We start from the raw sequence: 25178 nt of genomic DNA, 5'->3' as shown, positions 1-25178 counted from the left end.
AACGGCCTGCTGCTGAGGTGAGGCCCGGCCGGGCCAAAAGGTTGCAAGCGGGCGCGTTTATCAGTTATCAGTTAATAGTGAACAGTGAGCAATGTCAGAACAATATTGCTCACTGCTCACTGCTCACTGCTCACTGCTCACTATTAACTATTAACTGATAACTGCTTATTTCCCGTTCCAGATATTCCACGCGGCCTCGGCTTGCAGGCACAGCATCTCAAACCCGTTTTTTACCTGTGCCCCAGCCTCCTTGCCTTTGGTCATAAACAGCGTTTCCGTGGGGTTGTACACCAAATCGTACAGGTAATGCTGCCCGGTGAGGGCATCGTAGGGCAGTTGCGGGCACTCGTCGACCTGTGGAAAAGTGCCCACCGGCGTGGCGTTGATGATGAGCCGGTGCCCGGCCACCAGCTGCGGCGTCAGCTCATCATAGGTGAGGCCGGCGCCGAGCGGGTCACGGCTCACCTGCCAGCTCGGAATGCCCAGCTCCTGCAGGGCCACCACCACGGCTTTGGCCGCGCCGCCCGTGCCCAGCACCAGCGCGCGGGCATCCTGCCGGTCCGGAAAAAAGGTGCGCAGCGAATCGCGGAAGCCCACATAGTCGGTGTTGTGGCCCCGCAGCAGGCCGTCGGCGGTGCGCTCAATCACGTTCACGGCGCCCACCCGGCTGGCCGAGGGCGCCAGGTCGTCGAGGTAGGGCACAATGGTTTCCTTGTAGGGCACGGTCACGTTCAGGCCCACCAGGGCGGGGTGCGCGGCCAGCAGGGCCGGAAACTCGTTCACCGCGGCCAGCTCAAACAAGTCGTACTGGTGCTCAGTCAGGCTCAGCGAATAGAATTTCTGGTTGAAATACGTCTGCGAAAACGAGTGGCTGAGGGTGCGGCCAATAAGTCCAAATTCACGCATAGTATTGGGTATTATAATATAGTAGTGTAATAAGAATCCGCATTGGCCCAGGCCAAAGCGGCAAGCAAATCCGGCCTATGCCCGCTTGCCCAGCTTGCCTTTCACAAACGACCACAGCGGCGGCACCACCGATACCAGGATAATGGCGTAGATAACCAGCGTGAAATTGTGCTGCACCCACGGAATGTTGCCAAAAAAGTAGCCCGCCAGCGTCAGCACAATCACCCACAGGGCCGCCCCGGCTATGCTGTACGAAGCAAAATAGCGGTACGTCATGGTGCCCACCCCGGCCACAAACGGCGCAAACGTGCGCACAATGGGCACGAAGCGCGCCATGATGATGGTTTTGCCGCCGTGCTTGGCATAGAAAGCCTGCGTTTGGTCGAGGTACTTCCGGTTCAGAAACTTGAAATTTTCTCGAAACACCTTGGGGCCTAAATAATCGCCCACGACGTAGTTGAGGTTGTCGCCGATGAAGGCGGCCGCCATCAGCAGCGGGATGAGCACGGCGATGTTCAGCAGCGGATGGCCGGTTTCGGGGTTGGGCTGGGCGGCCAGGGTGCCGGCCACAAACAGCAGCGAGTCGCCGGGCAGGAAGGGAAACACGATGACCCCGGTTTCGGTGAAAATGATGAGGAACAGGATGAGGTAGGTGAGGTTGCCGTAGTCGTGCACCAGCAGCTTGAGGTGCACATCCAGGTGCAGGATAATGTCGAAAAAATGCTTGAGAAGTTCCATGCCGAGCGTAAGTGAGCCACAAAGAAAACCGGCTGCTGCCGAAACTGCCTCACGCCCGCTCACAGAGTTGCCAGCAGGTTAGGGTAAGGGCGCAGAATACGGTACCTTTGCACGCCGTTTGACGACCTGATTGTATTTGGGTCGGTATTATTTGTTTATTTTCTTCATTCAGTGAAGGTCCAAAAAATGGCCATTCGTGGCCGCAAGGCTGTTTTTGGTGGTTTTCGAGCACCCCTGATTCGCCTCACCCGCAACCATATAGCGCTAAAGTGGCATGACCTATGATATGGCCGGCGGCGAGTACGCCAGCCAGTGTCGCCCTATTTTGGGCATGGTTACCGTTGCGCTTCTAATTGGCCCAACCTCAACAGGGCCTTCGCCGTTGCAGGACAAAAATTACTTATTCGATGATAGTTTATCAGGGAGGAGACTGGTGGCGTGCCTTGGTGCACTTCCACACCTCTTCAGTTATTCGCTTGCTGCTGAAACGCGTGGCGCTGGTGGGCCTCTATGGTTCGGCCCTGGCCATCGTCAGCATTGACTTTCACAGCCTCAACGTCCGAATTGGGCGCGAATACCTGTCCATTCTGGGCATTCTGCTCAGCTTATTGCTCGTGTTCCGTACCAACACGGCTTACGACCGCTACTACGAGGGCCGCAAAGTGTGGGGCGTGTTGGTGTCGCAGTGCCGGGGCCTGGCCATGGAAATGAACGCCTTGCTGCCCCGCGAGGCCAAATCGAGCCGGCGCTACTTCGCCGCCCTCATCTCCAACTTTCCCATTGCCCTCGAAGGCAGCCTGCGCAACAAAGTACGCTTCGACAAGATGGAAGCCACCCCCGACGTCATCGAGCGCCTGCAAAAGGCCGAGAGCGTGGCCTCCACCATCATTGCCGTGCTTATGGAAAGCGTGGAGCAATTGCGGCAGGTGCAGATTTTCGACCCCATTCACCTCATCAATATCAAGCAGCACTACTTGGCCATGATGTCGGTGAGCGGCACCTGCGAGCGCATTAAGGCCACGCCGATTCCGTATTCCTACAGTTTTTTCATCAAGTGCTACATCACCGTTTTCATCATGATAATGCCTTTGGTGCTGGTCGATTCCTGCGGCTGGTGGATGGTGCCCGTCACCATGATTGGGGCCTACGCCATGCTGGGCCTGGAAATGATTGGCAACGAAATCGAGAATCCGTTCGGCTACGACAGCAACGATTTGCCCATCACCCAGCTCTCCAACAAAATCCGGGTGAGCGTGCACGACCTGTTGGGCGTGGAGCTGCCCGCCGAGAAAAAAGCCCTGGCCACCGTGCCCTACAGCGTGGTGCATTGATGAATATTAAAACATCATATATAAGAGATATAAAAGCCGCTAAGCCTCTGTACTGTTGTACTTAAAACAGTCTGGTTGTACTTAGCCAACAACCTGATAATTTTTTTCCTCAAGCCCTTACCCTTTTTTTAAGCACTGCGTATAGCGCCTCATTGCGATACGCTCCCCTCGCGTTTCATTCCTCGTTTACTTCAATTTTTAATCATTTCCATGCACACGTTAACCTTTACTCAAAAGCTGTTGCGACAGCGCCGCTTCCTAAGCACTTTACTTCCGCTCTTCGCCATCTTCTTGGGGCTGGGCGCTTCGCAGACCGCCCAAGCGCAGACGCTTAATACCTCAAGCGTTTTCGTTGATGCGAATGCAACGGGCACCAACACATCTTACTCGGCTAAAGCAGGGGCTAACCCCCAGTTCCAGGCTGCTAACCTTGGGACCTTCGATATCAACACGGGCCAACTCATGTTAAACGGTGGCCAAGTGACTACCACTGACGGTGATGACGGAACCGACGTTTACACGTTTAACAACGTAACGCTGCAGTACGCTGTCTACAAAGCAGGTACTACAGCACCTGCTTTTCAGAATCTTACCCTTAACCTGACTAGTGGGCCTGATGCCAGCGGCAACCGGATTTTTAGCTTAACGACTGCTCAGCTTAATCTCATTCGCCAATCGGCTGTTACCACGAATGGAGGAGGAGCTACACCGGGTACTACATATAATATTAAGGTTCAGTTTTTGGCAAGTTTTATTGCTAATTTGGTTTCGGATGGTACGCGCGACCCCGACAATGATGGTACTATCATCGATGCACGCAATGTTAGTAATGGTGGTTATGTAGCCAATTTTAAAGTTACCGGCACTATTCCTCCTCCTAGCAGCGTAACATTCTCTAATCCAACGGTTCTAGTAGACCAGGGGAATGGCAGCCAGACTTACACTGCTCCTGCTTTCAATACTACGCCAATTATTGACCAGAAGCCAAGCTCTACTACGACTCCGGCATTCGACATCAATGCAGGCCAACTCATCATTAATGGTGGTTCCATCACGACAACTGAAACTGGTGCCCGCCAAGTAAATGGTGCGTTCTTAGATTATACTGTCTATGACCCTAATGGCACCCCTCTTTCGAATGGTACACTCCAACTGACACAGACGAATACCACTGTAACCAACGGTGTACGCAATTTCGCTCTCACAACGGGTACCACCAATGTGATTCCTTTATCACAGGTTGCAGCTAGCTATGTTCTTTCGGTTACTTACCACGCAACTTACCGTGACAATGGGGTGGTTACGAACCCTCCACTGCGAACTAATTATGACCCTAATGGCAATGGTTTCAATGGCCATTATGACGTAGTTGGTACCCGCTTCCCGGCACCTACGGTTTCGGCCAGCACGATTGTTATTGCCCCCAACGGCAACGCCGACGTGACTTATAACATTAACCCGTCGACCCCTCGCCCATTCCAGGGTGCTGATTTGAGCGCTGCTTCCAACAACGGTACTGGTTACGACGTGAACAACGGCCAGCTGCGCCTCAATGCCACAACGGTAAACACCGACGAAGCCGGCAACAACATCATCAGCAGCGTGGTGCTATACTACCGCACGCGTTTGAGCGGTACCAGCGGCGGGGCTTTCCAGCCCATCACGCTCACGCAGACAACTGGTAGCAACGGCGGCCCCAAAACCTTCGTGCTCGACCCCAACCAGGGTGGCAACAGCAACCCCCAGCCCAACCTGATTGCCACGCCTGCCGTGACCGCCGCCGGTACTTACCTGCTGGATGTGTACTACCAGGCCAACGGCTACAACTCTGCTACCAACGCCACCTTCACGGTGACTGACCCGCCCACGGGCGCTTACACGGCCAGCTTCACGGTGACGGGCACACCAATTGCTACAACCATCTGGACCGGTGGCAAAAACGACAACTGGTTCGATGATGCCAACTGGAGCAATGGCAAACCCACTGCTACCACCAACGCCCTGGTGCGCGACCTGGGTGCTGGTATCGCTGTGCCTTACCCCAATATCAACTCCGATGTACGCGTTATGACGGCTGGCGGTGCTTTGCTCTACGACAACACGGGTTCGGGCCCGGCAGTGGCACTTAACCTGACCATGGGCGGTACTTCGCAGGCCGCGCGCTCCATTACCCGCCTGGTAGTGGGCCAGTTAAAGGTTTTCGGGGACTTCAGCAACTCATACGACAGTTTTGTGCAGCGCGAAGGCACGATAATGGAATTTGCCGGTGGCAATCAGGCCATCACGGGCGGTTCGTTTGTACGGGTTGATATCTCCGGTGGCGGTACCAAGACAAATGGTGGCGTTATGACCATCGCGGAGTCGCTCAACTTCCTGACTCCTGACGTATATACCAACTCTGCTAATCCGATTATTGTCAATCCCTATACTGCTCTCAGCGCCAATGCTGGCGTGTTGGCAACTGATATTAGCCGGCCCACTGTATCATTGGTAACCCTGGCCGACCGTGCGCCAACCAACTTCAACAACGGCGCTCAGCTAAACGGCGAAACAGATGCTTCCTTCCTGTTTGGTTTCGTGCGGACCACCCGCCAGACGGTACTTGTCGGCGAAACCCGTACCTACGGTAACATTGGCCTGACCATCACTTTCACCGGTGCCAACTCCCCCGGCAACGTGGACGTGACCCGCAACACGGTGGAAGCATACTCGCCGATTAACAGCAAGTATGGCATCCGCCGCATCTTCGGCGTGCGTCCTTCCGACCCGCAAACCAACACCGGGGGCTTGGTTGCCACAATGGTTTTCCACTACCGCGATGCCGAAACCATGAACCTGGGTGGCCCGAGCACTACCACTCCGGGCACCCAGAGCATCACCGAATCCAACCTCGTACTGTTCGTGTCGACCAACTCCGGCAACACGTTTGGTTTCCTGGGCCGCGATGTGCCGGTTGATGAGACGAACAACCTGGTGACGAAGTCCGGCATTACGACCTTTGCCACGTTCACCCTCGGCGATAAAACGAATCCGCTGCCCGTGCGCCTCACGGCGTTCGACGCCAAGCGCGTTGGCACCGATGCTTTGATTACCTGGCAGACGGCCAGCGAAGTGAACAGCAAAGGCTACGACATCCAGGTATCGACCAATGGCACCGAATTCCGCACCCTGACTTCGGTACCCAGCGCCGCACCTAATCTCGTGCGCACCACGGACTACCGCTACGTCGACAAGGAAGCCAACAAGTCAGGCCTGCGCTACTATCGCTTGCGCCAGGTGGACCTGGACGGCAAAGAAACCTTCTTCGCCCCGGTTAGCGTGAGCTTCGACGGCAAAGCCGCGGCCTCCTCGCTGTCGGCTTACCCGAACCCCTTCACCAGCGGCGACGAGCTGAAGCTGGATGTTCAATCGGCTGCTTCGGGCAAAGGCCAGCTGCGCATCACCGACATGACAGGCCGCACCATTCGTCAGGAAGCCATCGACGTAGCCTCGGGGGTTACTACCATGACGGTAAGCAACTTCGGCAGCCTGAAAGCCGGTGTGTACCTCGTGCGGGTATCGTTGCCCTCGGGCGAAACCAAGAACCTGAAAGTGGTGAAGCAATAAGCGCACTGCCCAAGGCACAAAAAACGCCGGTCTCCGTGAGGAGGCCGGCGTTTTTTGTGTTCGGAGGGATACCGCAGCGTTCGTAGCTACCTTACCGCCTTAGGTGTTTTAGCCGCGGGGCATGGAGGTGCCGGGCTTGCCGGTTTTGGCGGCCGGGCGGAACATAGGGTCCACGGCGTCCATGTCGAGGAAGTGCGAGAACGTGTCGCCGCGCAGCCCCAGGCGGATGGTTTCGAGGCTCACCGCCTCGTTGGGGGCAATGTTGCCGAGGTTCACATTCGCGCCCAGCAGTTTGATGAACCACACTTGCTGCGCTTTCTGCGGGGCTTCCCAGATGATTTTTTCGGAGGGAATCTTGGTCAGAATTTCTTCGACCAGGCCCGAGCGCACCTCGCCGGTGCTACGGAACAGGCCCACGTTGCCGCCCTCGCGGGCCTCGCCGATAACCTTGATGGCGCCAGCGGCCAACTCGGTTTCCATCTGCGAAATCCACTTGTAGGGCGGAATGATTTTCTCGGCGTCTTTCGAGCCGACTTCGCTCAGCACCCGCACCGACTTGCTCAGCTCGCGGATGTACTCACATTTACGCTCGTGGTCGAGGTCGATGCTGCCGTCGGATACTTCGGCGTAGCCCATGCCGTATTGGTCCAGCAGACGGCGGTAATCGTCGAACTGATTGCGGATGATGAAGGCCTCGAACAGTGTGCCGCCGAAATACACCGGAATATCGGCCGCCCGGTATATTTCGAGCTTGCGTTTCAGGTTGGGTACCACGTAGGACGTGGCCCAGCCCAGCTTCACCACGTCGGTGTAGGCGCCCGCCACTTCCAGGAAATCCTCCACTTCGCGCATACTCATGCCCTTGTCCATGACCATGGTGTAGCCTTGTTCGCGGGGTTTTTCGGTACGCTCGGGGAGTTGAGAAAGGTCGTAATTCATCAAAATAGGGGTAATAGTTGGGGTGTTGAAGAGAAAACTGCCGGTCGCAAAACGGGTGGGGCCGGCAAAGAAAAACCGCCCGTCGGGTAACGGGCGGTTGCAAAAGTAACGTCGAAGCTAAATGTTATTTCCGAAACTGCTCAATGAGCTTTTTCAGGCCCGGCTGCTCGCGCAGCTCCGGGAAGTAGTCGAACAGCAGCACATGCTGCTCATAATTGAGCGTAAGGGCTGTTTCCAACGTGTTATAAGCTTCGCGCATCCGGCCATCGGCCAGCAGGTAAGCGCACAGCATGTAATGAAAATGTGCCTCGTGCGGGTGCAGCTCCACGGCATGGCGCACCAGCTCTACGGCTTCGGCAAAATGGCCTTGCTCGTACAGGATGGCGCTCCAGCTCACCCAGCCCTGCACGTCGTCGGGGGCCACTTCGGTGGCTTTCTCGTACGATTCGAGCGCGCTTACCACGTTGCCTACATGGTTTTCGGCCGCCCCCAGCGCCGACCAGTACTCGCCGCTTTCGGCGTATAACTCGGTGGCCTTGCGGAAGTAATGAATGGCCTCAAACCAGCGCCCCTGCTCTTGCAGCAGCACGCCCTGGCCAAACCAGGCCTCGTCCATCTGCGGGTTCAGCTCCAGTGCCTTGCGGTAGTACTTGCGGGCGGGCTCCCATTCGCGCAGCTTCTCGTAGCACTCGCCAATGTTACACAGGGCCTCATCCGTGGGCTCGCCCGTTGGGTAAGCGAGCTCGAACTCCGGAATGGCCTTCTCATACTCCTGCTGGCACACAAATGTGTCGGCCAGCCAGTGGTGGGCATCGTGAAAATCAGGGCTGATGACCACGGCGAAGTCAAACGCTTCGGCGGCTTTGGTGAAATCCTCGCGGCGGTACCAGTACTGCCCCAAGTTGTACCAGGCCGTGGCCGAATACGGGTCGTCGTCGGTGAAGCGCTTGAAGAACTCCTCGTGCTCCTCCAGCCGGGCCGTGATATCGAGGCAATGCAACAGCTCCTGCACGCCGGTTTCGTTGTCGGGGTTGAGGCGCAGGCTCTGCTTGTAGTGCTTGGCCGCGCTCTTGAATTTCTGCCAGCTCTGAAACGCCAGGCCGAGGTTGAAGTGAATGTCCTCCCGCTCCGGTTCCTGCTCCAGCCCGGCCCGGAAAAACTCAACCGCCTGCGCAAACTCGCCCCGCTGCGTGCTGATGATGCCCCGCGTCACGGCCACGTCGGCGTTGGTGGGGTCCAGGGCCGCTACTTCGTCAATCTGGCGTTCGGCTTCGGTGTAGTCGCCGCGCATGGCCGTCACCTGCGCGCGGTCAATCAGTAATTCCGTCGAGAAAGGATACTGGCCCAAAGCGGCCTCACAGGCTTGCAGGGCCTTATCAAATTCGGCGTTGGTGACATAATGGTCAATAATGTTCTCGAAGTCTTCTAAGTCGAAGAAAACGGGCTCCTGCTGAGCCACCATGCGCTCGAAGCGGCGCACGGTATCCAGCACAGCCCGGTGGTTTTCAAAATGTTCGTTCATGCGCATAAAATCGCAGTTAAGTGGATTAATCCGGTTTTGCGGCTGGCCGAATCCGGCGGCGGGCTCTTGTTGCCACGCTGCGCCTCAACGCCCTTCCCCTCCACTTGCTAGTTGTCTATCAATAATAACAAATATTAGCCAAAACCGTGCAATTCGGTTATTGCTAAGATACGATAACAGTCGGAGAGGTGGTTGAGTTATCGGCTAATTCAGCGGCGCACCACGCCAGTGTATCGGCTAACGGGCGGAATGCGAGGCCGGTAGCGCTTTGTACTTTGGCGTGCGCGTACACCACGGGTTGGCGGCCGGCACGGGCTGTATCCCTGGTGATGAGCGGCCGGGCCCCGGTCACTACGGCCCGGGCGTGCTCCAGGCGCCAGATGATTTCAGCGGCCCAGTCGGGCACGGCCACCGTGGGCGGCCGGCGCTGCATAGCCGCCGCTGCCCGCCGAAAAAAGTCGACCAGCGGCAGGGCCTCCGCACTCAGAATAAATCGCTCGCCATTCACCGCCGGCAAGTCCAGCGCCAGGGCCAGAAGTTGGTCCACCACGTCGCGCACATCCACGAAATTGACCAGGCCCTTGGTATAGAAGCGGTGCTGCTGGTGGGCATACCGCAGCAAGCGGGTGCTGCTGCGGTGCCAGTCGCCCGGTCCCAGCACCACCGACGGATTAATGACAACGGCCGACAAGCCTTCCGCCACGCCACGCCACACCTCCAACTCTCCCAAGTACTTGGAGGTGGCGTAGGCCGGATGCGCCGCGCCCAGGTCCCAAGTGGCGGTTTCGGTCACCGTCCGGACTGCATTCGGGGCGGGACTGCTGCCCGCAGTCGAGCCTCCCAACGCCGCTACCGACGACACATGCGCCAGCCGAACACCCGGCCGCTCCAGGCAGGCATCAACCACACCGGCTGTACCCTGCACGTTCACGGCCAGCAGCAAGTCCTCGTCCTGCGGGGCATACGACACCAGGCCGGCGCAGTGAAATACATGCGTGACGTCGGGGGTGAGGGCGGCCCGGAGTAAATCAGTGTCGAGTAAATCGCCGGCTAGCCACTCCACGCCCGGTGCGGCCCCGGCCGGCACCGCGCCCCGATGCAGTGCCCGCACGGCCAGGCCGCGCGCCCGCAGCGCCCGCAACAGAAAAGAACCCACGAGGCCTGTGCCGCCGGTAACAAAAATCATGAGGCTGGTCGTCATTCGGTCGCTGGCCATTGCCGTTTGTTGGAGCAGTCGGTTAAGACTGACAACGAGCAAGTGCCAACGAATATTCTTAAAGCGTCTTATTCAGCAACGGCATCTGGAGCAGCCGCTCCATGTGCGGATGGGGCAGCGTACGGCGGAGCAAGGTATCGGTGTGACGCAGGTGGTGCGTGTCGGTCCCCACGAAATCGACCAGGCCAGCTTCAATCAGCATCTCGGCTACTTTTTTGGCTGGGGGTGAGTAGTAGCCGGCCAGCGAGTTGAGGTTAACCTGGAGCAGCACGCCGTGGTCGCGGCGCAACTTTTCCAGGTCGGCAAAGCGGCCGTAGAAATAGGTGTAGCGCTCCGGGTGGGCCAGCACCGGGCTATACCCCTGGGCCTTAAGCTCAAAGATGATGTCGAACAAGTTGAGCGGCTCGTTCATGTACGACGTTTCGAACAGCAAATACCGCTTGTCGCCACCAAAGGTGAGCATCTCGGTGCCATCGGCCAGCTTGCGTCCCAGAAATTCGTCGAGGTAGTATTCCGCCGCGCAGTCGAGCTCAACATCGCCCAGGCCGGCTTCAATCGCCGCTTCACGCAGCCCCTGCAAGGCCGCCCGAATGCCTGCCGGCGTGTTTTTATAAAAGTCGCCCATGATGTGGGGCGTCATTATCAGTTTCCGATAGCCCAGGTCCCGGAGCGCCCGCAGCAGATCCAGGGAGTGCTCCATTGTTTCGGCCCCGTCGTCGAGGCCGGGCAGCAGGTGCGAATGCATGTCGGCACCAAGCACGGCCAGGGAGGGCAGGACCGCCGGAGCGGGCGCAGCCCCACCAAAAAGTCGTTGCCAGAGCGAAGCCATCTACAATATTGCTGTTAGGTGAAAAACTTCTTCAGCTTTTCGCCAAAGGTGAGCGGCTTGGTGGCCGGCTCTTCGTAATAGCCCTGACCGTAGGCACCATACCCGTACCCGTAGCCATACCCGTAGCCATACCCGTAGCCGCCGCTGTTGGAGTTGGCATCGTTGAGAATGGTACACATGCGCGTGAAATTATTGCTGCGCATCAGCCGGTTCATGTTTTTGATAAAGGCCTTGCGTGAGTAGTCAGCCCGCACAATGTACAGCGGAATATCAGCCTTGCGCATAATCAGGATGCCGTCCGTTACCAGGCCCACCGGCGGCGTGTCAATCAGCACGACGTCGTAGGTTAGAAACAGCTCCTGAATCATCTGGTCGAACCGGTCGCTCAAAATCAGCTCCGAAGGATTTGGTGGCGTAGGGCCGGCCGAGATAAACTGCAATGAATCAATGGTAGTGGGCTGAATGCACTCCTGCACGCTGTGGCGTTCAATAAGAATGGTACTCACGCCGCGCGTGTTTTCGGCACCGAAAGCGAGGTTAATCTTAGGCTTGCGCATGTCCAGGTCCAGAATGATGACCCGCTGTCCCGAAAGAGCGATGATGCCGCCCAGATTCACCGTCACAAAAGTTTTGCCCTCACCCGAGATGGTCGAAGTCACCGAAATCATCCGTTTCTTCTTGGCCGAGCTGATAAAATCCAGGTTGGTTCGAATGGAGCGGATGGATTCCGAAATAGCGGATTTGGGGTTCTTGTCCACCACCAGCCGCGATATTTCCATCTTCTCCTTGTCGTAAGTCGGGATAATGCCCAGCACTGCGGCTTTGGTGTTGCGCTCCAACTCGCGCACGTTGGTCACGGTGTTGTGCATGAAGTACCGCACCGCCGTCAGCCCCAGGCCCAGCAGCAGGCCACCGGCCAGGCCCACGGCGTACACAATGAGCCGGTTTGGGAAAATAGGTGCAGTGGGTGGTGAGGCCGGCGACAGAATCTGGAAATCGGCCGTATTGCCGGCTTTCTGAATATTGAAATCAATCTTTTTCTCAAACAGCATCAGGAAGTTTTTGCTGTAGAGTTCCAGCGGCCGTTGCAGGCGTGCTTGTTGGGTGGCCTTCTCGGGCAAGCTCATCAGCAGGCCGTTCAGCTTGGCGCCCTTTTGGTCCAATAGCTCCACTTTGCGCCGCAGCAGCTTTTGGTCCTGAAGCAACAAACGCCGAATATTTTCGCGGGTGAACGCCAGGTTAGCTTTCCGCTGCTGTACCGCTTCCGTTTTATCGGTACTAGAGCGCAACAGACGCCGCATGTCCCACTGCTGGCTGTTCAACTCATTCAGGGCCGTGGCCAACTGTGGGTCTTCGAGACTAGGCAGGGTAGGAATGCTTTGCTCAACGGTTTCATTTTCCGAGTGGGTAAGTCGTTCCTGGTCGGCTAGTCGGGTTATGTCGGCCAGCAGAGTTATCTTTTCTTCCAGTTCGGTCCGCGCGGACTCCAGGGCATCTAATTTATTGGCAATCAGGCCAACGTCCGACTTTACGTCGTAGGTTTTGGTTTGCTCCGTAAAGCCTTGCAACCGGTCTTCGGCCTGTTGCAGGTTGCGTTCGGTTTCGTGCAGCGTCTGGTCCAGAAAGCGCAATTGCAACGCCGTCGATTCCGACATCCGGGCCACCTTTTCGTGCAGATATACCGTGTCGATTTTATTGACGATGCTCTGAGCCTTGGATGGATTAAAATCCGTGAATGAAATCAGAATCGTATTGGCTTCCGGATTGACAATTTCAACGGATAGGTTTCTATCTAGGTAGCCGTTAACCGTGCTTTCGTCCTGTATCGTGAAGTGATAATCTTCTTCAAGCGCTTCCTTTGTAAGCTGCGGGGTCCCGGTTATCTGAAGCTTGAGGCCAGGAAAGGTGATGCTCTGTCCCAAACTGTATTCGCCTGCCTGGGGCCGGCCCTGGCCCACGAAATCGAGTTTGAAGCGTTGTGGGCTAATAAACTTCAGATTGAATTTTCGGTTGTATAGCGACGGGTCGGTAACGGCGTATTGGACGTGAAACGGCGAGGAACCATACAATTCCGTTTCGAGCACGGTGCCCTGCACGTAGTAGTTGACGTCCAAAGCAAGCGAATCCTTCAAACGGCGATAGATAATCCCCGATTTAATCAATTCCACTTCGCCGGCGAGTTTGCTGCCACGGGCTTTATCCGTGACGGGGGCTGCTTGGCTGGCCAGGCCCAGGGCATTAGCCTCAGTCCGTTCGTCAATCTTCAGCAACGAGGCTGACTTATACACCGGCTTAGTATAGCGCAGGTAAAGCCACGACGCTGTAACCCCCAGAACGATGAGTAGCAGCATCCAGAGCAGACTACGCCGGGCCACCAGCACTAAAGTGGAAAGGTCCAGTCCCGCCGATTCATCATCGTCGCCATCTGACGCGCCGGCAAAAGGGGCAGTTGGCGGCGTAGCCACGCCGCCAGTGGCATTGCGGATGAGTTCTTCCAGTTCGGTGTTTTCGTTTATAGCCATTGCAATGGAATTACCAACCTTAACCTAATTAATACAACAATACCAAGTGTTAATACGCATGACTGGGTAAGCCAGAGATGTTTCTTCTTATCGAATTTGGCTGATAATAAAATAGGTGGTTGTCAAGATGATACTACTCAGGCTAATAATAGGGCCGGCGTCAGCCAGTACATCCAGGAAAGGGCGCCGAATAGGCTCTACATAGATAATGTCATTGGGTTCTACTTGCAAATTTGCGCGCCGCATGCCGTCGAGGGTAGATAAGTCGATTTGCTGCACTCGTGGATTCTTCAAATCACCCCGAATGATACGGATATTGTCGGCCCGGCCACCGTTGCGATAGAATCCGGAGCCGCCGCCTCCCCCCGCCCCGTCAATGCCCCCGGCTAAGGCCAGTACTTCCAGCAGGTTCATGTTGTCGTTGGTAAGCGGAATGACCTGCCCGCCAGCCGCACCCAGTATAATTACCCGGTTGTTGTTCACGACGGTCGTCACGAAGGCATCCTTATAGTATTCATTGAAACGAATGGCCAATGTGCTGTCGGCTTCCAGCAGCGTCAAGCCGCTCAGGCGTATCCGGCCCACCAGCGGCAGTACCACCGTGCCATTTGCCTGCACCAAAAATCCTGAGCCGGAAGTGGCAGGGCCAGCGCCCAGGCCGGTGCTGCGTGAAGAACCTCTTGCGCTGCCTGTGGCAGCGCCGCGGCTGGGCAGTGTGCCGCTGGGCTGGCCGAATTGCAGCTCGCCGTTGGGGTCCAAAATGCGTTCGCCCTTGTTGGTGTTCACCCGTACATCCAGGTAATCATTCGGCTGAATGACATAATTGCGCTCCGAGCGGTTCACCGCAATCCGCAGCTTGGTGCTGTCAAGCTGCCGGCCCTGGCTATCGGTAAGCCGAAACAAGGTGCGCTGGTGGTAGTATTTGGTCGAAACACACGACGAGAAAAGCAGCGCCACCGGTAGGGCTAGCAACCACAGCCGCCCGAGGCGACGAAGAAAAAAATTCGGCATGAAGGCCAATTAGTACAGAATCAGATGAATAAAAACGCAGGAAAAGCTGACTGCAGCGGCCAGATTCTCCCCAAAAAGCCTCAAAAGTAACGCTTTTGCCGTGCCCATTCAACAACAGGCCGTTACGGTATCGCTTCCCGCAGGCGATTTCAACAACCTAAACCGTACTTTCGTGGACCCAAAGCCAGCAGTTGATGGTTGCGGGAATACCGGACTTTACTTTATCACCAATCCCACCCCTAGTTCCCCGTTTATGGAAGCAGTAGCCACCGAAAACCAAACCATGATTGCGCAGATGGTGCGCGACTTTGGCGCCCAGCACATCAAGCCCAATATGATGAAATGGGACGAAAGTCAGGAATTCCCCATCGACGTTTTCCATAAGCTGGGCGAGCTGGGCCTGATGGGCGTACTCGTGCCCCAGGAGTATGGCGGGGCCGGCTTCGGCTACGTGGAGTACGTGACGGCCATTGCGGAGCTATCCAGGATTGATGGCAGCATTGGCTTGAGCATGGCGGCCCACAACTCGCTGTGTACCGGCCACATTCTGCAGCATGCTTCCGAAGAGCAGAAGCACAAGTACCTGCCCAAGCTGGCCTCCGGCGAGTGGATTGGCGCGTGGGGCCTCACCGAGCCCAACACCGGCTCCGATGCGGGCAACATGCGCACCACCGCCGTGCTCGACGAGAGCGGGGATTATTATATTATTAACGGGGCCAAAAACTTCATCACCCACGGCAAGTCCGGCAATGTGGCCGTGGTCATCGTGCGGACCGGCGAGGTGGGCGACTCTCATGGCATGACGGCGTTCATTATTGAGCGTGGCACTCCGGGCTTCGCGGCTGGCCGCAAAGAAGACAAGCTGGGCATGCGTGCCTCGGAAACCACGGAGCTGATTTTTACCGATTGCAAAGTGCCCAAGGAAAATGTCATCGGCAAAGTCGGTGACGGCTTTGTGCAGAGCCTGAAAGTGCTTGATGGCGGCCGTATCAGCATTGCGGCGCTCAGCCTGGGCATTGCCCAGGGTGCCATGGCCGCCGCCACGCAGTACAGCAAGGAGCGGCACCAGTTCAATCAGCCCATCAGCAGCTTCCAGGGCATTGCCTTTAAGCTGGCCGATATGGCCACCGAAATCGAAGCCGCCAGCCTACTCACTTACCGCGCCGCCGATATGAAAGACCGTGGCCTGAACGTGAACCTGGAATCGGCCATGGCCAAGCTCTACGCCTCCGAAGTGGCCGTGCGTACCGCCAACGAAGGCGTGCAGATTTTCGGTGGCTACGGCTACACCAAGGACTATCCGGCTGAAAAATATTACCGTGACGCCAAGCTGTGCACCATCGGCGAAGGCACCAGCGAAATCCAGAAGCTGGTTATTGCCCGCGCCCTGCTGAAGGAGTAAATCTCATGCATTCAGCCGACTTGCATTGATAATTACTTGTTTTGCCTAACAATTCTAATTATCTTTGCGGCCCGATTTACTCGGCTCCCCTCCTGAAAATCTCCCTCATTCCCTGATATGATTATCATTCAAATCAAAGACAACGAATCGGTTGACCGCGCCCTGAAGCGCTTCAAAAAGAAGTTTGAGCGCACCGGCGTGCTGAAAGAGCTGCGTCGCCGCACTTTCTTCCAGAAGCCCAGCATCACGGAGCGGAAAATGAAGCAGAAGGCTGTGTACAAGCTGGCCACCTACGGCCAGCCTGGCGAATAGCCCTAAAGTTTTAGGGCCGTTTAGCGTTGCTAAAACCGGCTGGCTTGCTTCAAAGGGCAAGCCAGCCGGTTTTTTCGCGCCCGTACGGTAGCGGTTTGGGTTGTGGAAAATAAAAAAATGCTACATTGGATGCCCGGCCCAAACGCCGGGCATTTTTGGTGTTGGTATGGATGCTTTTCTTGATTTTTTGCGCTTTGAGCGGCGCTACAGTCCGCACACAATTGTGTCGTACCAAACGGACCTGGGCCAATTTGCGGCCTACCTGAAATCGGCCTATGAGCTGGCCGACCCCGCGCAGGCCACGCACCCGCTCATTCGCGGCTGGGTGGTGGAATTGATGCAGGAAAACCTGGACCCGCGCACCGTGAACCGCAAGGTGGCCTGCCTGCGCTCCTACTATAAGTTCCTGCTTCGTGCCGGGCGCATCGAGGCCAACCCGATGCTGCGCATCAAGGCCCCGAAAATGGCCAAAAAGCTGCCCGAGTTCGTGCCCGAAGAAGCGCTGAATGGCCTGCTGAACTCGTTTGAGTTCGGCGATGACTTTGCCGGCCAGCGCGACCAGTTGGTGCTGGAGATGCTGTACGGGACTGGTATTCGATTATCAGAGCTTATTGGCATTCATGCGGATGATGTGAGCCTGGGGGCCAGCACGGTGCGCGTTACGGGCAAGGGCAACAAGCAGCGGTTGGTGCCCCTGAATCCTACCCTGAAACTGGTGATTGAGCGCTATCAGGCCCGGCGGGCCCACGAATTTGGCCCGGTGGCCGGCCCGCTGTTGTTGACCGACAAGGGCGAAGCGATGTACGAAAAGTTTGTGTACCGCACGGTGAAACACTACCTAAGCCAGATTACTACCTCGAGCGCCCAGCAGCACCCGCACGCGCTGCGGCATGCCTTTGCCACGCACTTGCTGGGCAAGGGCGCCGACCTCAATTCCATCAAGGAATTGCTGGGGCACGCGAGCCTGACGGCCACGCAAGTGTACACGCATCTGTCCGTAGACCGCCTGAAATCCGTATTTGAACAAGCCCATCCCCGGGCTTGAGTTTCTGTTTACCCTTTTACCTCTTAATCACCCGCTTTATGAAAGTACAGATGCATTCGGTGCACTTCGACGCCGATAAGAAACTGCTCGATTTTGTTCAGCAACGCCTCAATAAGCTGGAAACTTTTTACGATAAAGTGACCGAGGGCGAAGTCATCATGCGCCTCAACAACAAGGACGGCATCGAAAACAAAACCGTGGAAATAAAGCTGCTGGTTCCCGGCAACATCCTGTTTAGCCAAGAAGACGCGGCCTCGTTCGAAGCGGCCACCGATGCCGCCGCCGAAAGCCTGCGCCGGCAAATTACCAAACATAAAGAGAAGGCCATCGCCCATTGATAAGTCTGGCATCCGCCAACAAAAAGCCCCGCCTGAATTTCAGGCGGGGCTTTTTGTTGGGTTTCTGGTGGCTTACAAGCCGAACTCCGCCTTAATCTGGGGCACGTAGTCGAGCTTTTCCCAGGTGAAGGTTTCGAAGGTTTTCTTTTCACCGTCGGGCATCACTACGTCCACGGTGCCGGGCTGGCGGCCCATGTGGCCGTACGCGGCCGTTTGGCCGAAAATGGGGTTCTGCAGGCCGAAACGCTGCACAATGGCGTAGGGGCGCAGGTCGAACAGCTTATTTACTTTCTCGGCAATCTCACCGTCGGTGAGAAGGGCACCGTTGGCGCCTTTGGCTTTGGTGGTGCCGTAGGTGGTCACAAACACGCCTACGGGCTGGGCCACGCCAATGGCGTAGGCTACCTGCACCAGGACCTGGTCGGCCACGCCGGCAGCCACCAGGTTTTTGGCAATGTGGCGGGCGGCGTAGGCGGCCGAACGGTCTACTTTCGAAGAATCTTTGCCGGAGAAGGCGCCACCGCCGTGGGCACCCTTGCCACCGTAGGTGTCCACGATGATTTTGCGGCCGGTGAGGCCGGAATCGCCATGGGGACCGCCGATGACGAACTTGCCGGTGGGGTTGATGTGGTAGGTAATCTGGTCGGTGAACAAGGCTTGCGCGTCGGGGCTCAGCCCAGCTTGCACGCGGGGGATGAGCACGGCGAGCACATCGGCTTTAATCTTGTCCAGCATCACGCTTTCCGACGCATCAAACTCGTCGTGCTGGGTGCTGATGACGATGGTGTCGATGGCCTCGGGCTTGTGGTCGTCGGAGTAGCGAATGGTGACCTGGCTTTTAGCGTCGGGGCGCAGGTAAGGCATGTCGCGGGCTTCGCGGCGGATGGCGGCCAGTTCCTGCAGCAGGCGGTGCGACAGGTCCAGCGCGAGGGGCATGTAGTTGGCCGTTTCGTGGCTGGCGTAGCCGAACATCATGCCCTGGTCGCCCGCGCCCTGGTCTTCGTCCTTGGCGCGCTCCACGCCCTGGTTGATGTCGGGTGACTGCTCGTGCAGGCGGTTCATCACCTCGCAGGTGTCGGCGTTGAAGAGGTATTCGGGTTTGTTGTAGCCGATGCGGCGAATGGTCTCGCGCACAATGGGCTCGGCATCAACATGGGCCGTGGACTTGATTTCGCCGGCAACGAGGGCGAAGTCCGTAGTCACGAGGGTTTCGCAGGCTACTTTGGCGGTGGGGTCTTGGCGCAGGTACTCGTCGAGGATAGCGTCGGAAATCTGGTCGGCAACTTTATCGGGATGGCCTTCCGAAACCGATTCGGAAGTGAACAGATAGGGCATTGAAAGCGCGTAAAGGGCGAATGTATAAAAGACGAAGCACCCGCTGAGCCAAAAGCCGGATGGCGGACGCTGCGCAAAACTACGGAAATCCGGGTTATCAGCAGGCACAAATAATTGACACGAATGACATAGCGGTCAGCTATCGTGGCATTTTGCGCTCTGCAATTGAGCAGTATGGTCTTCTCGACGACCTTAAACAGCGCTGTGCAGGCACTGAGGTGCTTTCTGGTGGCTTTGCCTACAGCTGGGCCAGGCGGCCGCCGTCGACAACCAGCGTGGTGCCGTGAATGAAACTGGCCTCGGAGGAAGCCATGAACGCGATGGCGGCCGCGAGTTCCTCCGGTGTGCCCACCGTGGCCTTGTCAATTTTCTCGACGCCGTCTTTCACGTTGGGGTTGCCCCAGAGCATGGGCGTGTCCACCGCGCCGGGGGCTACGGCGTTGATGCGGGTTTGCTTGCGGTCGAGTTCGAGGCTCATGCCCCGCACGAAAGCCTCCACACCGCCTTTGCTGGTGGCGTAGGGCACCACGTTTGCGGTGGTTTGGTGGGCGTGCACCGAGCTGATGGCCACGATGGCGCTGCCCGCGGGCATGTGCGGCAGGCATAGCTGCGTGAGCTGGGCCAGGGAGCGCAGATTTACCAGCATCAGCAAATCCCACTGGGTCAGCGGCAGGTCGACGAGGTGGTCGAAAGTCATCATGGCCGCATCGCACACCAACACGTCGACGCGGTGGTATTTGGCCAGCACTTTGGCGACGGTAGCGGTAATGGCGCGGGGCCTGGCCAGGTCGCAGGCCATAAAAGTGGCTTTCCCGCCCGCTTTGGTGGTGAGCCGGACAGTTTCGGCGCCGTCGGCTTTGTCGCGGCCCAGCACCACCACAGTACCTCCTTCGGCCGCCAGCCGCACACAGGCGGCCCGGCCAATGCCCGACGTGCCACCCGTGACTACGCACACCTTATCTATGAACCGCATCGAAAAGAAGAATGATTAGCGAAAAGCCCGTTGCCTACGCAAGCCGAATGCCCGGGCCTTTGTTTAGGCCGCAATGGTAGCGGGCACTTTCTCGCACACCAGCACCACGGGCCGGCCGCGCAGGTCGGTGGTGGCGAACAGGTACACCTCGCCGCCCTCGCGGATGCCGGTGCGCCGCCGGAAATCAGCCACCGAATCGGGAAAGTTGCGGGTGGTGACGTGGGCACGGGCCTCGGGGCCTAAATGAGCTTTCAGAGCGGCCCCGTCGGCTTTTTCCACGGCCAGTACCCGGAAAATCCGCCCCGGAAAATCCGTCCGCAGCACGTCGGACGTGTAGAGGTGGCTGTGCTGGTGGAGCTTGAGCAGCTCGTAGGCCGTGCCAATGCTCCGAAAGGCGCCGGCTTTGAGCACGGCCGCGTTGGGCTCGTATAAAAACTGCTGCGCTTCGGCGTAGCGAGGGGTGGCCCTGGCCTCACGGGCACGGTTGAGGCGAAATTCCTGCTGGGTGCCGTCGCGGCGCAGGTTCAGGGCGTAGCGCTCCGGGTCGACGGCGGGTTCCTGGCCCAATTCGTACAGCACTTCCTTCACTTCGTTGTCCACGGCCACCACCCAGAGGCGGCGAACGTGGCCCAGGCCCTGCACGGCGTGCTCGATGTCGAGCATGGGCGAGGTTTTGAGCAGGATTTTATTGGCCTTATGCAGCAGCAAGGGCATTAGCTTCACCACGTCGGGCTCGCAATCGCGGAGCAGAAAAATCTTGCGCGCCGCCGTGTCGCGCCGGGCAGGGTCCAGGTACAGCCAATCGAAATGCTGGGGCGTGCTTTTCAGAAAAGCCAGGGCATCAGCGGCGTGTACCGTCACATTGTCGACACCCAGCTGAGCTAAGTTGTAGCGCACGATGGCAGCAAGAGCCGGGTCGCGCTCCACGTACTCTACCTGGCCAATGCGGGCGGCAAAAGCCGCCGTATCAGCCCCGAAGCCACCGGTGAGGTCGGCTAGTCGCTGCCCGTCCACCAAACCGGCTTTGAAGGCCGCCGTACGCGCCGAAGAAGCCTGCTCGACGGAAAGGCTGGGCGGGAAAATCAGGTCGGGGTTGTCGGCCCAGGCGGGCAGTTTGGTGCGGGCCTTCTGGCGGGCCTGAATTTGGCGCACGAGCTCGGGCACGGGCAGGCCGGGATGGCGGCGGGCTTGAAGGGCCAGGTGAGCGGGGTCGTCGTGCAGGTGCGCGGCCACGTAGCGCCTGGCCGCTTCGGGCAAGGGATAATCCATGAAAAAGCCTATACGAAAAAACGCAACGTTTAGCGCAATGCCCAGCGCAAAGCCAGCACGGGCTGGCCCGTGGGCGCGGCTCCCATTCCGATGGCGGTGGGCCGTAGGCGTGGCCATAGCCCACCGCGGGCAATGCCCGCATTATAGGAAGTGACAGCCTTTTGCAGGTACGAATTGGTGTTTCGATTGATGAAAACCGTGGCCAGTACGCTGGCCGCGAACACGCCGATGGCCACCTTTTGCGTATTGTTGAAATACTGGCGTTCGTCGCCGGCCAAAATCTGCTGGCCGTAGAGGCCAAAAGCGCCGACGGCTACCAGCCGGTCAATCAGAAAAACGGTTTTCTGCCGGCGGTATTCGTCGAGGTGCGCCAGCGCCTCGGCATTGCCGGCCAGGTAAGGCCGCAGCTTCTGGCCGAAAAAGCCAGCGGTTTGGTAATTATTGCCGGTCGTGCCGGGGGCCAGAAAGTCGAAGTTGTGCTGCGGGCCGTTGAGGCCACGTTCGGCATCTTCAGGCAACAAGCGAACGGCGGCGGGAGCTTGCTGGGCCAGGGCCGGAGTCAAAAAACTAATAGACAAGGCTATGATAGCCGCGCCGCGTAGCCGCCATTGCGAGGCGGCCAGCTGGGTAATTTCATGCATATAACAAAGATAGTGTGGCTATTGGGCCGGAAATAGCAATCTTTACTGAACAATTTTCGGTTGCTAACTCAACAAACTGGCCCGCTTGTACGTTCAGGCCGGGCCGGCCAGACCTTGCTGGACGGTACGTCTTACTTAAAAATTGTACTTTTTATGGAAATAACTTTCATTCTCCGTCGTGCCGCTCAGGCTCTTCTGCCGGCTACCCTGCTGCTTGCTTCGTGCAGCAAAAGCGACACGCCCACGCCCACGCCAGCTGTGGATACGGGAAAAATTAATGTCTACCACGCGGCAGCGAACGCCAGCGTAAACCTGAAGTTCCTGGTTGACGACGCCGAGAAAGCAAATCTCACCTATGGTCAGAATGCAGGGTATCAGACGGTGAATACTGGCGGCCGTGTCATCAAAGTCAATGTGGCCTCCACAGGGTCCACCGCAAATACACAAACGGTGGCAGTGGAAAAGGACAAAAACTATTCGCTTTTCGCATATGCAAGTTCGCCTTCGGCGGTCACTAGCCTGTTTGTTACAGACGACCTCGCAATTCCAGCCGCATCTGCGGGAAAAGCTAGAATTCGCCTCGTGCATTTAGGGCTGGGGGTTGCCAGTCCTGCCAAATTATCCACCGTCGTGGCAGGGGTTGCGGATATTGCAGGCACTGATGCACAGTTTGCTGGCTACTCCTCCTTCGTTGACATTATTCCTGGCCAGTACAACATCGCAGTAACCAGTGGTACCCCGTCGGTTGTTATCGCAAACGTTGCTGACGGTAGCGGCTCAGGTACCGGCACCAACAAAACATACGAAGCCGGTAAAATCTACACAGTGATTCTGCGCGGTATCGTTAACCCGTTGCTGGCAGCAGATTTGCAGCCTAAAGCAGTGCTAATCCAAAACAACTAATTTTCTGGGGTAGTAAAGTAGGCAGTTGCAAAAAGCCTGGACCGTTAAGGTTCAGGCTTTTTTGTGCCATTCCATGAACAAATGCCGTATCTTTGCAGTTGAACCCCAACACAACACACTAACCTGCATCATGGTGGAAACCACGACGAAAACGTACGTTCCGTACAAAGTAAAGGACATGAGCCTGGCCGAATGGGGCCGCAAGGAAATTCGCCTTGCCGAGGCCGAAATGCCTGGTTTGATGAGCCTGCGTGAGGAATTTGGCGCATCGCAGCCCTTCAAAGGCGCGCGCATTGCCGGTTGCCTGCACATGACCATCCAAACGGCCGTACTCATCGAGACCCTGCAAGCGCTGGGTGCCGAGGTGACGTGGTCGTCGTGCAATATCTTCTCGACCCAGGACAACGCCGCCGCAGCCATCGCTGCCGCCGGTACCCCGGTATATGCCTGGAAGGGCATGAACGAAGAAGAATTCGATTGGTGCATTGAGCAGACGCTGTTTTTCGGCGAAGACCGTCAGCCGCTGAACATGATTCTGGACGATGGTGGTGACCTGACCAACATGGTGCTGAACCGATTCCCCGAGCTGGCCGCTGGCATCAAGGGTGTTTCGGAGGAAACTACCACCGGCGTGCTGCGTCTGTACGAGCGGGTGAAAAATGGCACGCTGCCTTTCCCCGCCATCAACGTAAACGACTCGGTGACGAAGTCAAAATTTGATAACAAATACGGCTGCAAAGAGTCGGCCGTAGACGCTATCCGCCGGGCTACCGACGTGATGATGGCCGGCAAAGTGGCCGTAGTGGCCGGCTACGGCGACGTAGGAAAAGGTACTGCTGCTTCGCTGAGCGGCGCCGGTGCCCGCGTTATCGTGACCGAAATTGACCCCATCTGCGCGCTGCAGGCGGCCATGGACGGCTACGAAGTGCGCAAGATGAAGGACGCCATTCCGCGTGCCGACATCGTTATCACCACCACCGGCAACTGCGACATCATCCGCGAGGAGCATTTCCGGGCCCTACGCGATAAGGCCATTGTCTGCAACATCGGTCACTTCGATGATGAGATTGACATGGCGTGGCTGAATGGCAACTACGGCCACACCAAGGACACGGTGAAGCCCCAGGTAGACATCTACACAATTGACGGCAAAGAGGTGATTATCCTCGCCGAAGGCCGCTTGGTGAACCTGGGCTGCGCCACCGGCCACCCTTCGTTCGTGATGTCGAATTCGTTCACCAACCAAACCCTGGCCCAATTGGAGCTGTGGGAGCGCGGTGGCCAGTACGAAAACCAAGTGTACACCCTGCCCAAGCATTTGGACGAGAAAGTAGCCCGTCTGCACCTCGCCAAAATCGGCGTGGAACTGGACGAGTTGACGGCCAAACAGGCTGATTACATTAAAGTGCCAGTAGAAGGCCCGTTCAAGTCGGACCTGTACCGCTACTAGTAGCTGCTGAGAAGCAGGAACTCCTAAAAAGGCCGGCTCACGTACGTGAGCCGGCCTTTTTGGCTTTTGTCAGATAGAGGGACTACGCCGTTGGCTGGCCCACCAGCGCGGCCCGTACGGCGGGAGCTACCTGAGTGCCCAGCAATTTGATGGACCGCAGCACGCTCTGGTGCGGGATGCCTTGGATGACCAGCTGGGCCAGGAAACGGGTGTTATTGAACAAGCTGTGCTGATAGAGCAGCTTGTCGGTGATTTCCTGGGGGCTGCCCACCAGCAGCGGGCCCTGGGGGCCGCGCAGGTATTCGAAGTGCTGGCGGTCCATGGGCGACCAGCCACGCTCGCGGCCAATGCGGTTCATGAGCTGCGAGTAGGATGGGAAGAATTCATCGGCGGCCTGCTCGGAAGTATCGGCGATGTGCAGGTGGCAGTTGATGCCCAATTGCAATTGCGCCAGGTCGTGGCCGGCTTTTTGGGCCGACTCGCGGTAGAGCTCCGCAAAGGGCACGTACTGGGCCGGGGCACCGCCCAGGATGGCAATGGTGAGCGGCAGGCCCAGTTGGCCGGCCCGGATTACGGAGGCGGGCGTGCCGCCCACCCCTATCCAAATGGGCAGTTTGGCCTGCGCGGGGCGCGGGTACACGCCTTTTTCCACGATGGGCGGCCGGTGCTTGCCTTGCCAGGAAACGACTTCATTGTCATTGATTTTGAGCAGCAGCTGGAGCTTTTCAATGAAGAGGGAATCGTAGTCCTTCAAGTCCTGGCCGAACAGCGGAAAGGATTCAATGAAGGAGCCGCGCCCCGCAATAATCTCGGCCCGGCCATTGGAAATGAGGTCCACCGTGGCGAAATTCTGGAACGTGCGCACGGGGTCGACGGAGCTGAGGACGGTG

21 protein-coding genes are annotated in these 25178 nt (G+C 57.5%); 8 read left to right on the top strand and 13 right to left on the bottom strand.

Translation table 11 applies throughout. The features are described from left to right. Positions 1-165: 165 nt before the first annotated feature. Positions 166-906 carry a shikimate dehydrogenase family protein gene (locus J4G38_RS08530; protein WP_210513603.1) on the bottom strand — a complete coding sequence of 247 codons (741 nt, stop codon included), beginning with the start codon at positions 904-906 and terminating at the stop codon, positions 166-168. A gap of 75 nt (positions 907-981) precedes the next feature. Further along, positions 982-1644, bottom strand: coding sequence for a DedA family protein (locus J4G38_RS08525; RefSeq protein ID WP_210513604.1), 663 nt, complete (start codon positions 1642-1644; stop codon positions 982-984). A gap of 407 nt (positions 1645-2051) precedes the next feature. Here J4G38_RS08525 and J4G38_RS08520 point away from each other — a divergent pair, with 407 nt between their 5' ends. Beyond that, a complete protein-coding gene (locus tag J4G38_RS08520) occupies positions 2052-2975 on the top strand; it encodes a bestrophin family protein (protein WP_210513605.1) in 924 nt (307 codons plus the stop codon). A 1491-nt stretch (positions 2976-4466) separates the two neighbouring features. Next, positions 4467-6581, top strand: a complete 2115-nt coding sequence (locus J4G38_RS08515; protein ID WP_210513606.1) for a T9SS type A sorting domain-containing protein — start codon at positions 4467-4469, stop codon at positions 6579-6581. Between the two features lie 108 nt (positions 6582-6689). On the opposite strand, the gene J4G38_RS08510 is transcribed toward J4G38_RS08515, so the two are convergent. From J4G38_RS08510 to J4G38_RS08485, 6 genes are all read right to left on the bottom strand, one after another. After that, entirely contained in the window at positions 6690-7520 is an 831-nt protein-coding gene (locus J4G38_RS08510) for a phosphosulfolactate synthase (RefSeq protein WP_210513607.1), read from the bottom strand. Positions 7521-7644: 124 nt separating this feature from the next. Further along, the gene (locus tag J4G38_RS08505; RefSeq protein ID WP_210514060.1) at positions 7645-9042 is read right to left on the bottom strand and encodes a tetratricopeptide repeat protein; all 1398 of its coding nucleotides are present in this window, start codon (positions 9040-9042) and stop codon (positions 7645-7647) included. Positions 9043-9205: 163 nt separating this feature from the next. Continuing rightward, positions 9206-10258: an NAD-dependent epimerase/dehydratase family protein gene (locus J4G38_RS08500; RefSeq protein ID WP_226163294.1), complete on the bottom strand. Its 1053-nt coding sequence runs from the start codon at positions 10256-10258 to the stop codon at positions 9206-9208. 58 nt (positions 10259-10316) lie between these two features. Then, on the bottom strand, positions 10317-11087 hold the full coding sequence (locus J4G38_RS08495) for a tyrosine-protein phosphatase (protein ID WP_210513608.1): 771 nt from the start codon (positions 11085-11087) through the stop codon (positions 10317-10319). Positions 11088-11101: 14 nt separating this feature from the next. Continuing rightward, the gene (locus J4G38_RS08490) at positions 11102-13609 is read right to left on the bottom strand and encodes a polysaccharide biosynthesis tyrosine autokinase (RefSeq protein WP_210513609.1); all 2508 of its coding nucleotides are present in this window, start codon (positions 13607-13609) and stop codon (positions 11102-11104) included. An 87-nt stretch (positions 13610-13696) separates the two neighbouring features. Beyond that, a complete protein-coding gene (locus J4G38_RS08485; RefSeq protein ID WP_210513610.1) occupies positions 13697-14620 on the bottom strand; it encodes a polysaccharide biosynthesis/export family protein in 924 nt (307 codons plus the stop codon). A 253-nt stretch (positions 14621-14873) separates the two neighbouring features. On the opposite strand from J4G38_RS08485, the gene J4G38_RS08480 reads away from it, so the two are divergent. The 4 genes from J4G38_RS08480 (at position 14874) to hpf (ending at position 17717) form a co-directional block, all read left to right on the top strand. Continuing rightward, on the top strand, positions 14874-16022 hold the full coding sequence (locus tag J4G38_RS08480; RefSeq protein ID WP_210513611.1) for an acyl-CoA dehydrogenase family protein: 1149 nt from the start codon (positions 14874-14876) through the stop codon (positions 16020-16022). A gap of 117 nt (positions 16023-16139) precedes the next feature. After that, positions 16140-16334 carry a 30S ribosomal protein S21 gene (gene rpsU / locus J4G38_RS08475; protein WP_168672574.1) on the top strand — a complete coding sequence of 65 codons (195 nt, stop codon included), beginning with the start codon at positions 16140-16142 and terminating at the stop codon, positions 16332-16334. 166 nt (positions 16335-16500) lie between these two features. Then, on the top strand, positions 16501-17379 hold the full coding sequence (locus J4G38_RS08470; RefSeq protein WP_210513612.1) for a tyrosine-type recombinase/integrase: 879 nt from the start codon (positions 16501-16503) through the stop codon (positions 17377-17379). 38 nt (positions 17380-17417) lie between these two features. Then, on the top strand, positions 17418-17717 hold the full coding sequence (gene hpf, locus J4G38_RS08465) for a ribosome hibernation-promoting factor, HPF/YfiA family (RefSeq protein ID WP_210513613.1): 300 nt from the start codon (positions 17418-17420) through the stop codon (positions 17715-17717). A gap of 72 nt (positions 17718-17789) precedes the next feature. Here the strand turns inward: hpf and metK are convergent, their stop codons facing one another. The 4 genes from metK to J4G38_RS08445 form a co-directional block, all read right to left on the bottom strand. After that, entirely contained in the window at positions 17790-19052 is a 1263-nt protein-coding gene (gene metK, locus J4G38_RS08460) for a methionine adenosyltransferase (RefSeq protein WP_210513614.1), read from the bottom strand. Between the two features lie 238 nt (positions 19053-19290). Beyond that, positions 19291-20025 (bottom strand): SDR family NAD(P)-dependent oxidoreductase, encoded by a 735-nt coding sequence (locus tag J4G38_RS08455; protein WP_210513615.1) that lies wholly within the window; start codon positions 20023-20025, stop codon positions 19291-19293. Between the two features lie 63 nt (positions 20026-20088). Next, on the bottom strand, positions 20089-21294 hold the full coding sequence (locus J4G38_RS08450; protein WP_210513616.1) for a class I SAM-dependent methyltransferase: 1206 nt from the start codon (positions 21292-21294) through the stop codon (positions 20089-20091). A 29-nt stretch (positions 21295-21323) separates the two neighbouring features. Further along, the gene (locus J4G38_RS08445; RefSeq protein ID WP_210513617.1) at positions 21324-21935 is read right to left on the bottom strand and encodes a hypothetical protein; all 612 of its coding nucleotides are present in this window, start codon (positions 21933-21935) and stop codon (positions 21324-21326) included. A gap of 60 nt (positions 21936-21995) precedes the next feature. Between J4G38_RS08445 and J4G38_RS08440 the strand changes: the two genes are divergently transcribed. After that, positions 21996-22838, top strand: coding sequence for a DUF4397 domain-containing protein (locus tag J4G38_RS08440; protein WP_210513618.1), 843 nt, complete (start codon positions 21996-21998; stop codon positions 22836-22838). A gap of 130 nt (positions 22839-22968) precedes the next feature. After that, positions 22969-24288, top strand: a complete 1320-nt coding sequence (gene ahcY, locus J4G38_RS08435; RefSeq protein WP_210513619.1) for an adenosylhomocysteinase — start codon at positions 22969-22971, stop codon at positions 24286-24288. A gap of 82 nt (positions 24289-24370) precedes the next feature. Here ahcY and J4G38_RS08430 read toward each other — a convergent pair. Further along, the coding region (locus J4G38_RS08430) for an LLM class flavin-dependent oxidoreductase (protein ID WP_226163292.1) at positions 24371-25178 on the bottom strand (808 nt) is incomplete at its 5' end.

The sequence above is a fragment of the Hymenobacter terricola genome, assembly GCF_017921975.2.
Lineage (GTDB): Bacteria > Bacteroidota > Bacteroidia > Cytophagales > Hymenobacteraceae > Hymenobacter > Hymenobacter terricola.
This window is presented reverse-complemented; position numbering and strand designations above follow the sequence as displayed.

Coding starts and splice junctions, on each gene's coding strand:
- J4G38_RS08530 (WP_210513603.1), bottom strand. CDS start 906: ATGCGTGAATTTGGACTTATTGGCCGCACCCTCAGCCACTCGTTTTCG.
- J4G38_RS08525 (WP_210513604.1), bottom strand. CDS start 1,644: ATGGAACTTCTCAAGCATTTTTTCGACATTATCCTGCACCTGGATGTG.
- J4G38_RS08520 (WP_210513605.1), top strand. CDS start 2,052: ATGATAGTTTATCAGGGAGGAGACTGGTGGCGTGCCTTGGTGCACTTC.
- J4G38_RS08510 (WP_210513607.1), bottom strand. CDS start 7,520: ATGAATTACGACCTTTCTCAACTCCCCGAGCGTACCGAAAAACCCCGC.
- J4G38_RS08505 (WP_210514060.1), bottom strand. CDS start 9,042: ATGAACGAACATTTTGAAAACCACCGGGCTGTGCTGGATACCGTGCGC.
- J4G38_RS08500 (WP_226163294.1), bottom strand. CDS start 10,258: ATGGCCAGCGACCGAATGACGACCAGCCTCATGATTTTTGTTACCGGC.
- J4G38_RS08495 (WP_210513608.1), bottom strand. CDS start 11,087: ATGGCTTCGCTCTGGCAACGACTTTTTGGTGGGGCTGCGCCCGCTCCG.
- J4G38_RS08490 (WP_210513609.1), bottom strand. CDS start 13,609: ATGGCTATAAACGAAAACACCGAACTGGAAGAACTCATCCGCAATGCC.
- J4G38_RS08485 (WP_210513610.1), bottom strand. CDS start 14,620: ATGCCGAATTTTTTTCTTCGTCGCCTCGGGCGGCTGTGGTTGCTAGCC.
- J4G38_RS08480 (WP_210513611.1), top strand. CDS start 14,874: ATGGAAGCAGTAGCCACCGAAAACCAAACCATGATTGCGCAGATGGTG.
- rpsU (WP_168672574.1), top strand. CDS start 16,140: ATGATTATCATTCAAATCAAAGACAACGAATCGGTTGACCGCGCCCTG.
- J4G38_RS08470 (WP_210513612.1), top strand. CDS start 16,501: ATGGATGCTTTTCTTGATTTTTTGCGCTTTGAGCGGCGCTACAGTCCG.
- hpf (WP_210513613.1), top strand. CDS start 17,418: ATGAAAGTACAGATGCATTCGGTGCACTTCGACGCCGATAAGAAACTG.
- metK (WP_210513614.1), bottom strand. CDS start 19,052: ATGCCCTATCTGTTCACTTCCGAATCGGTTTCGGAAGGCCATCCCGAT.
- J4G38_RS08455 (WP_210513615.1), bottom strand. CDS start 20,025: ATGCGGTTCATAGATAAGGTGTGCGTAGTCACGGGTGGCACGTCGGGC.
- J4G38_RS08450 (WP_210513616.1), bottom strand. CDS start 21,294: ATGGATTATCCCTTGCCCGAAGCGGCCAGGCGCTACGTGGCCGCGCAC.
- J4G38_RS08445 (WP_210513617.1), bottom strand. CDS start 21,935: ATGCATGAAATTACCCAGCTGGCCGCCTCGCAATGGCGGCTACGCGGC.
- ahcY (WP_210513619.1), top strand. CDS start 22,969: ATGGTGGAAACCACGACGAAAACGTACGTTCCGTACAAAGTAAAGGAC.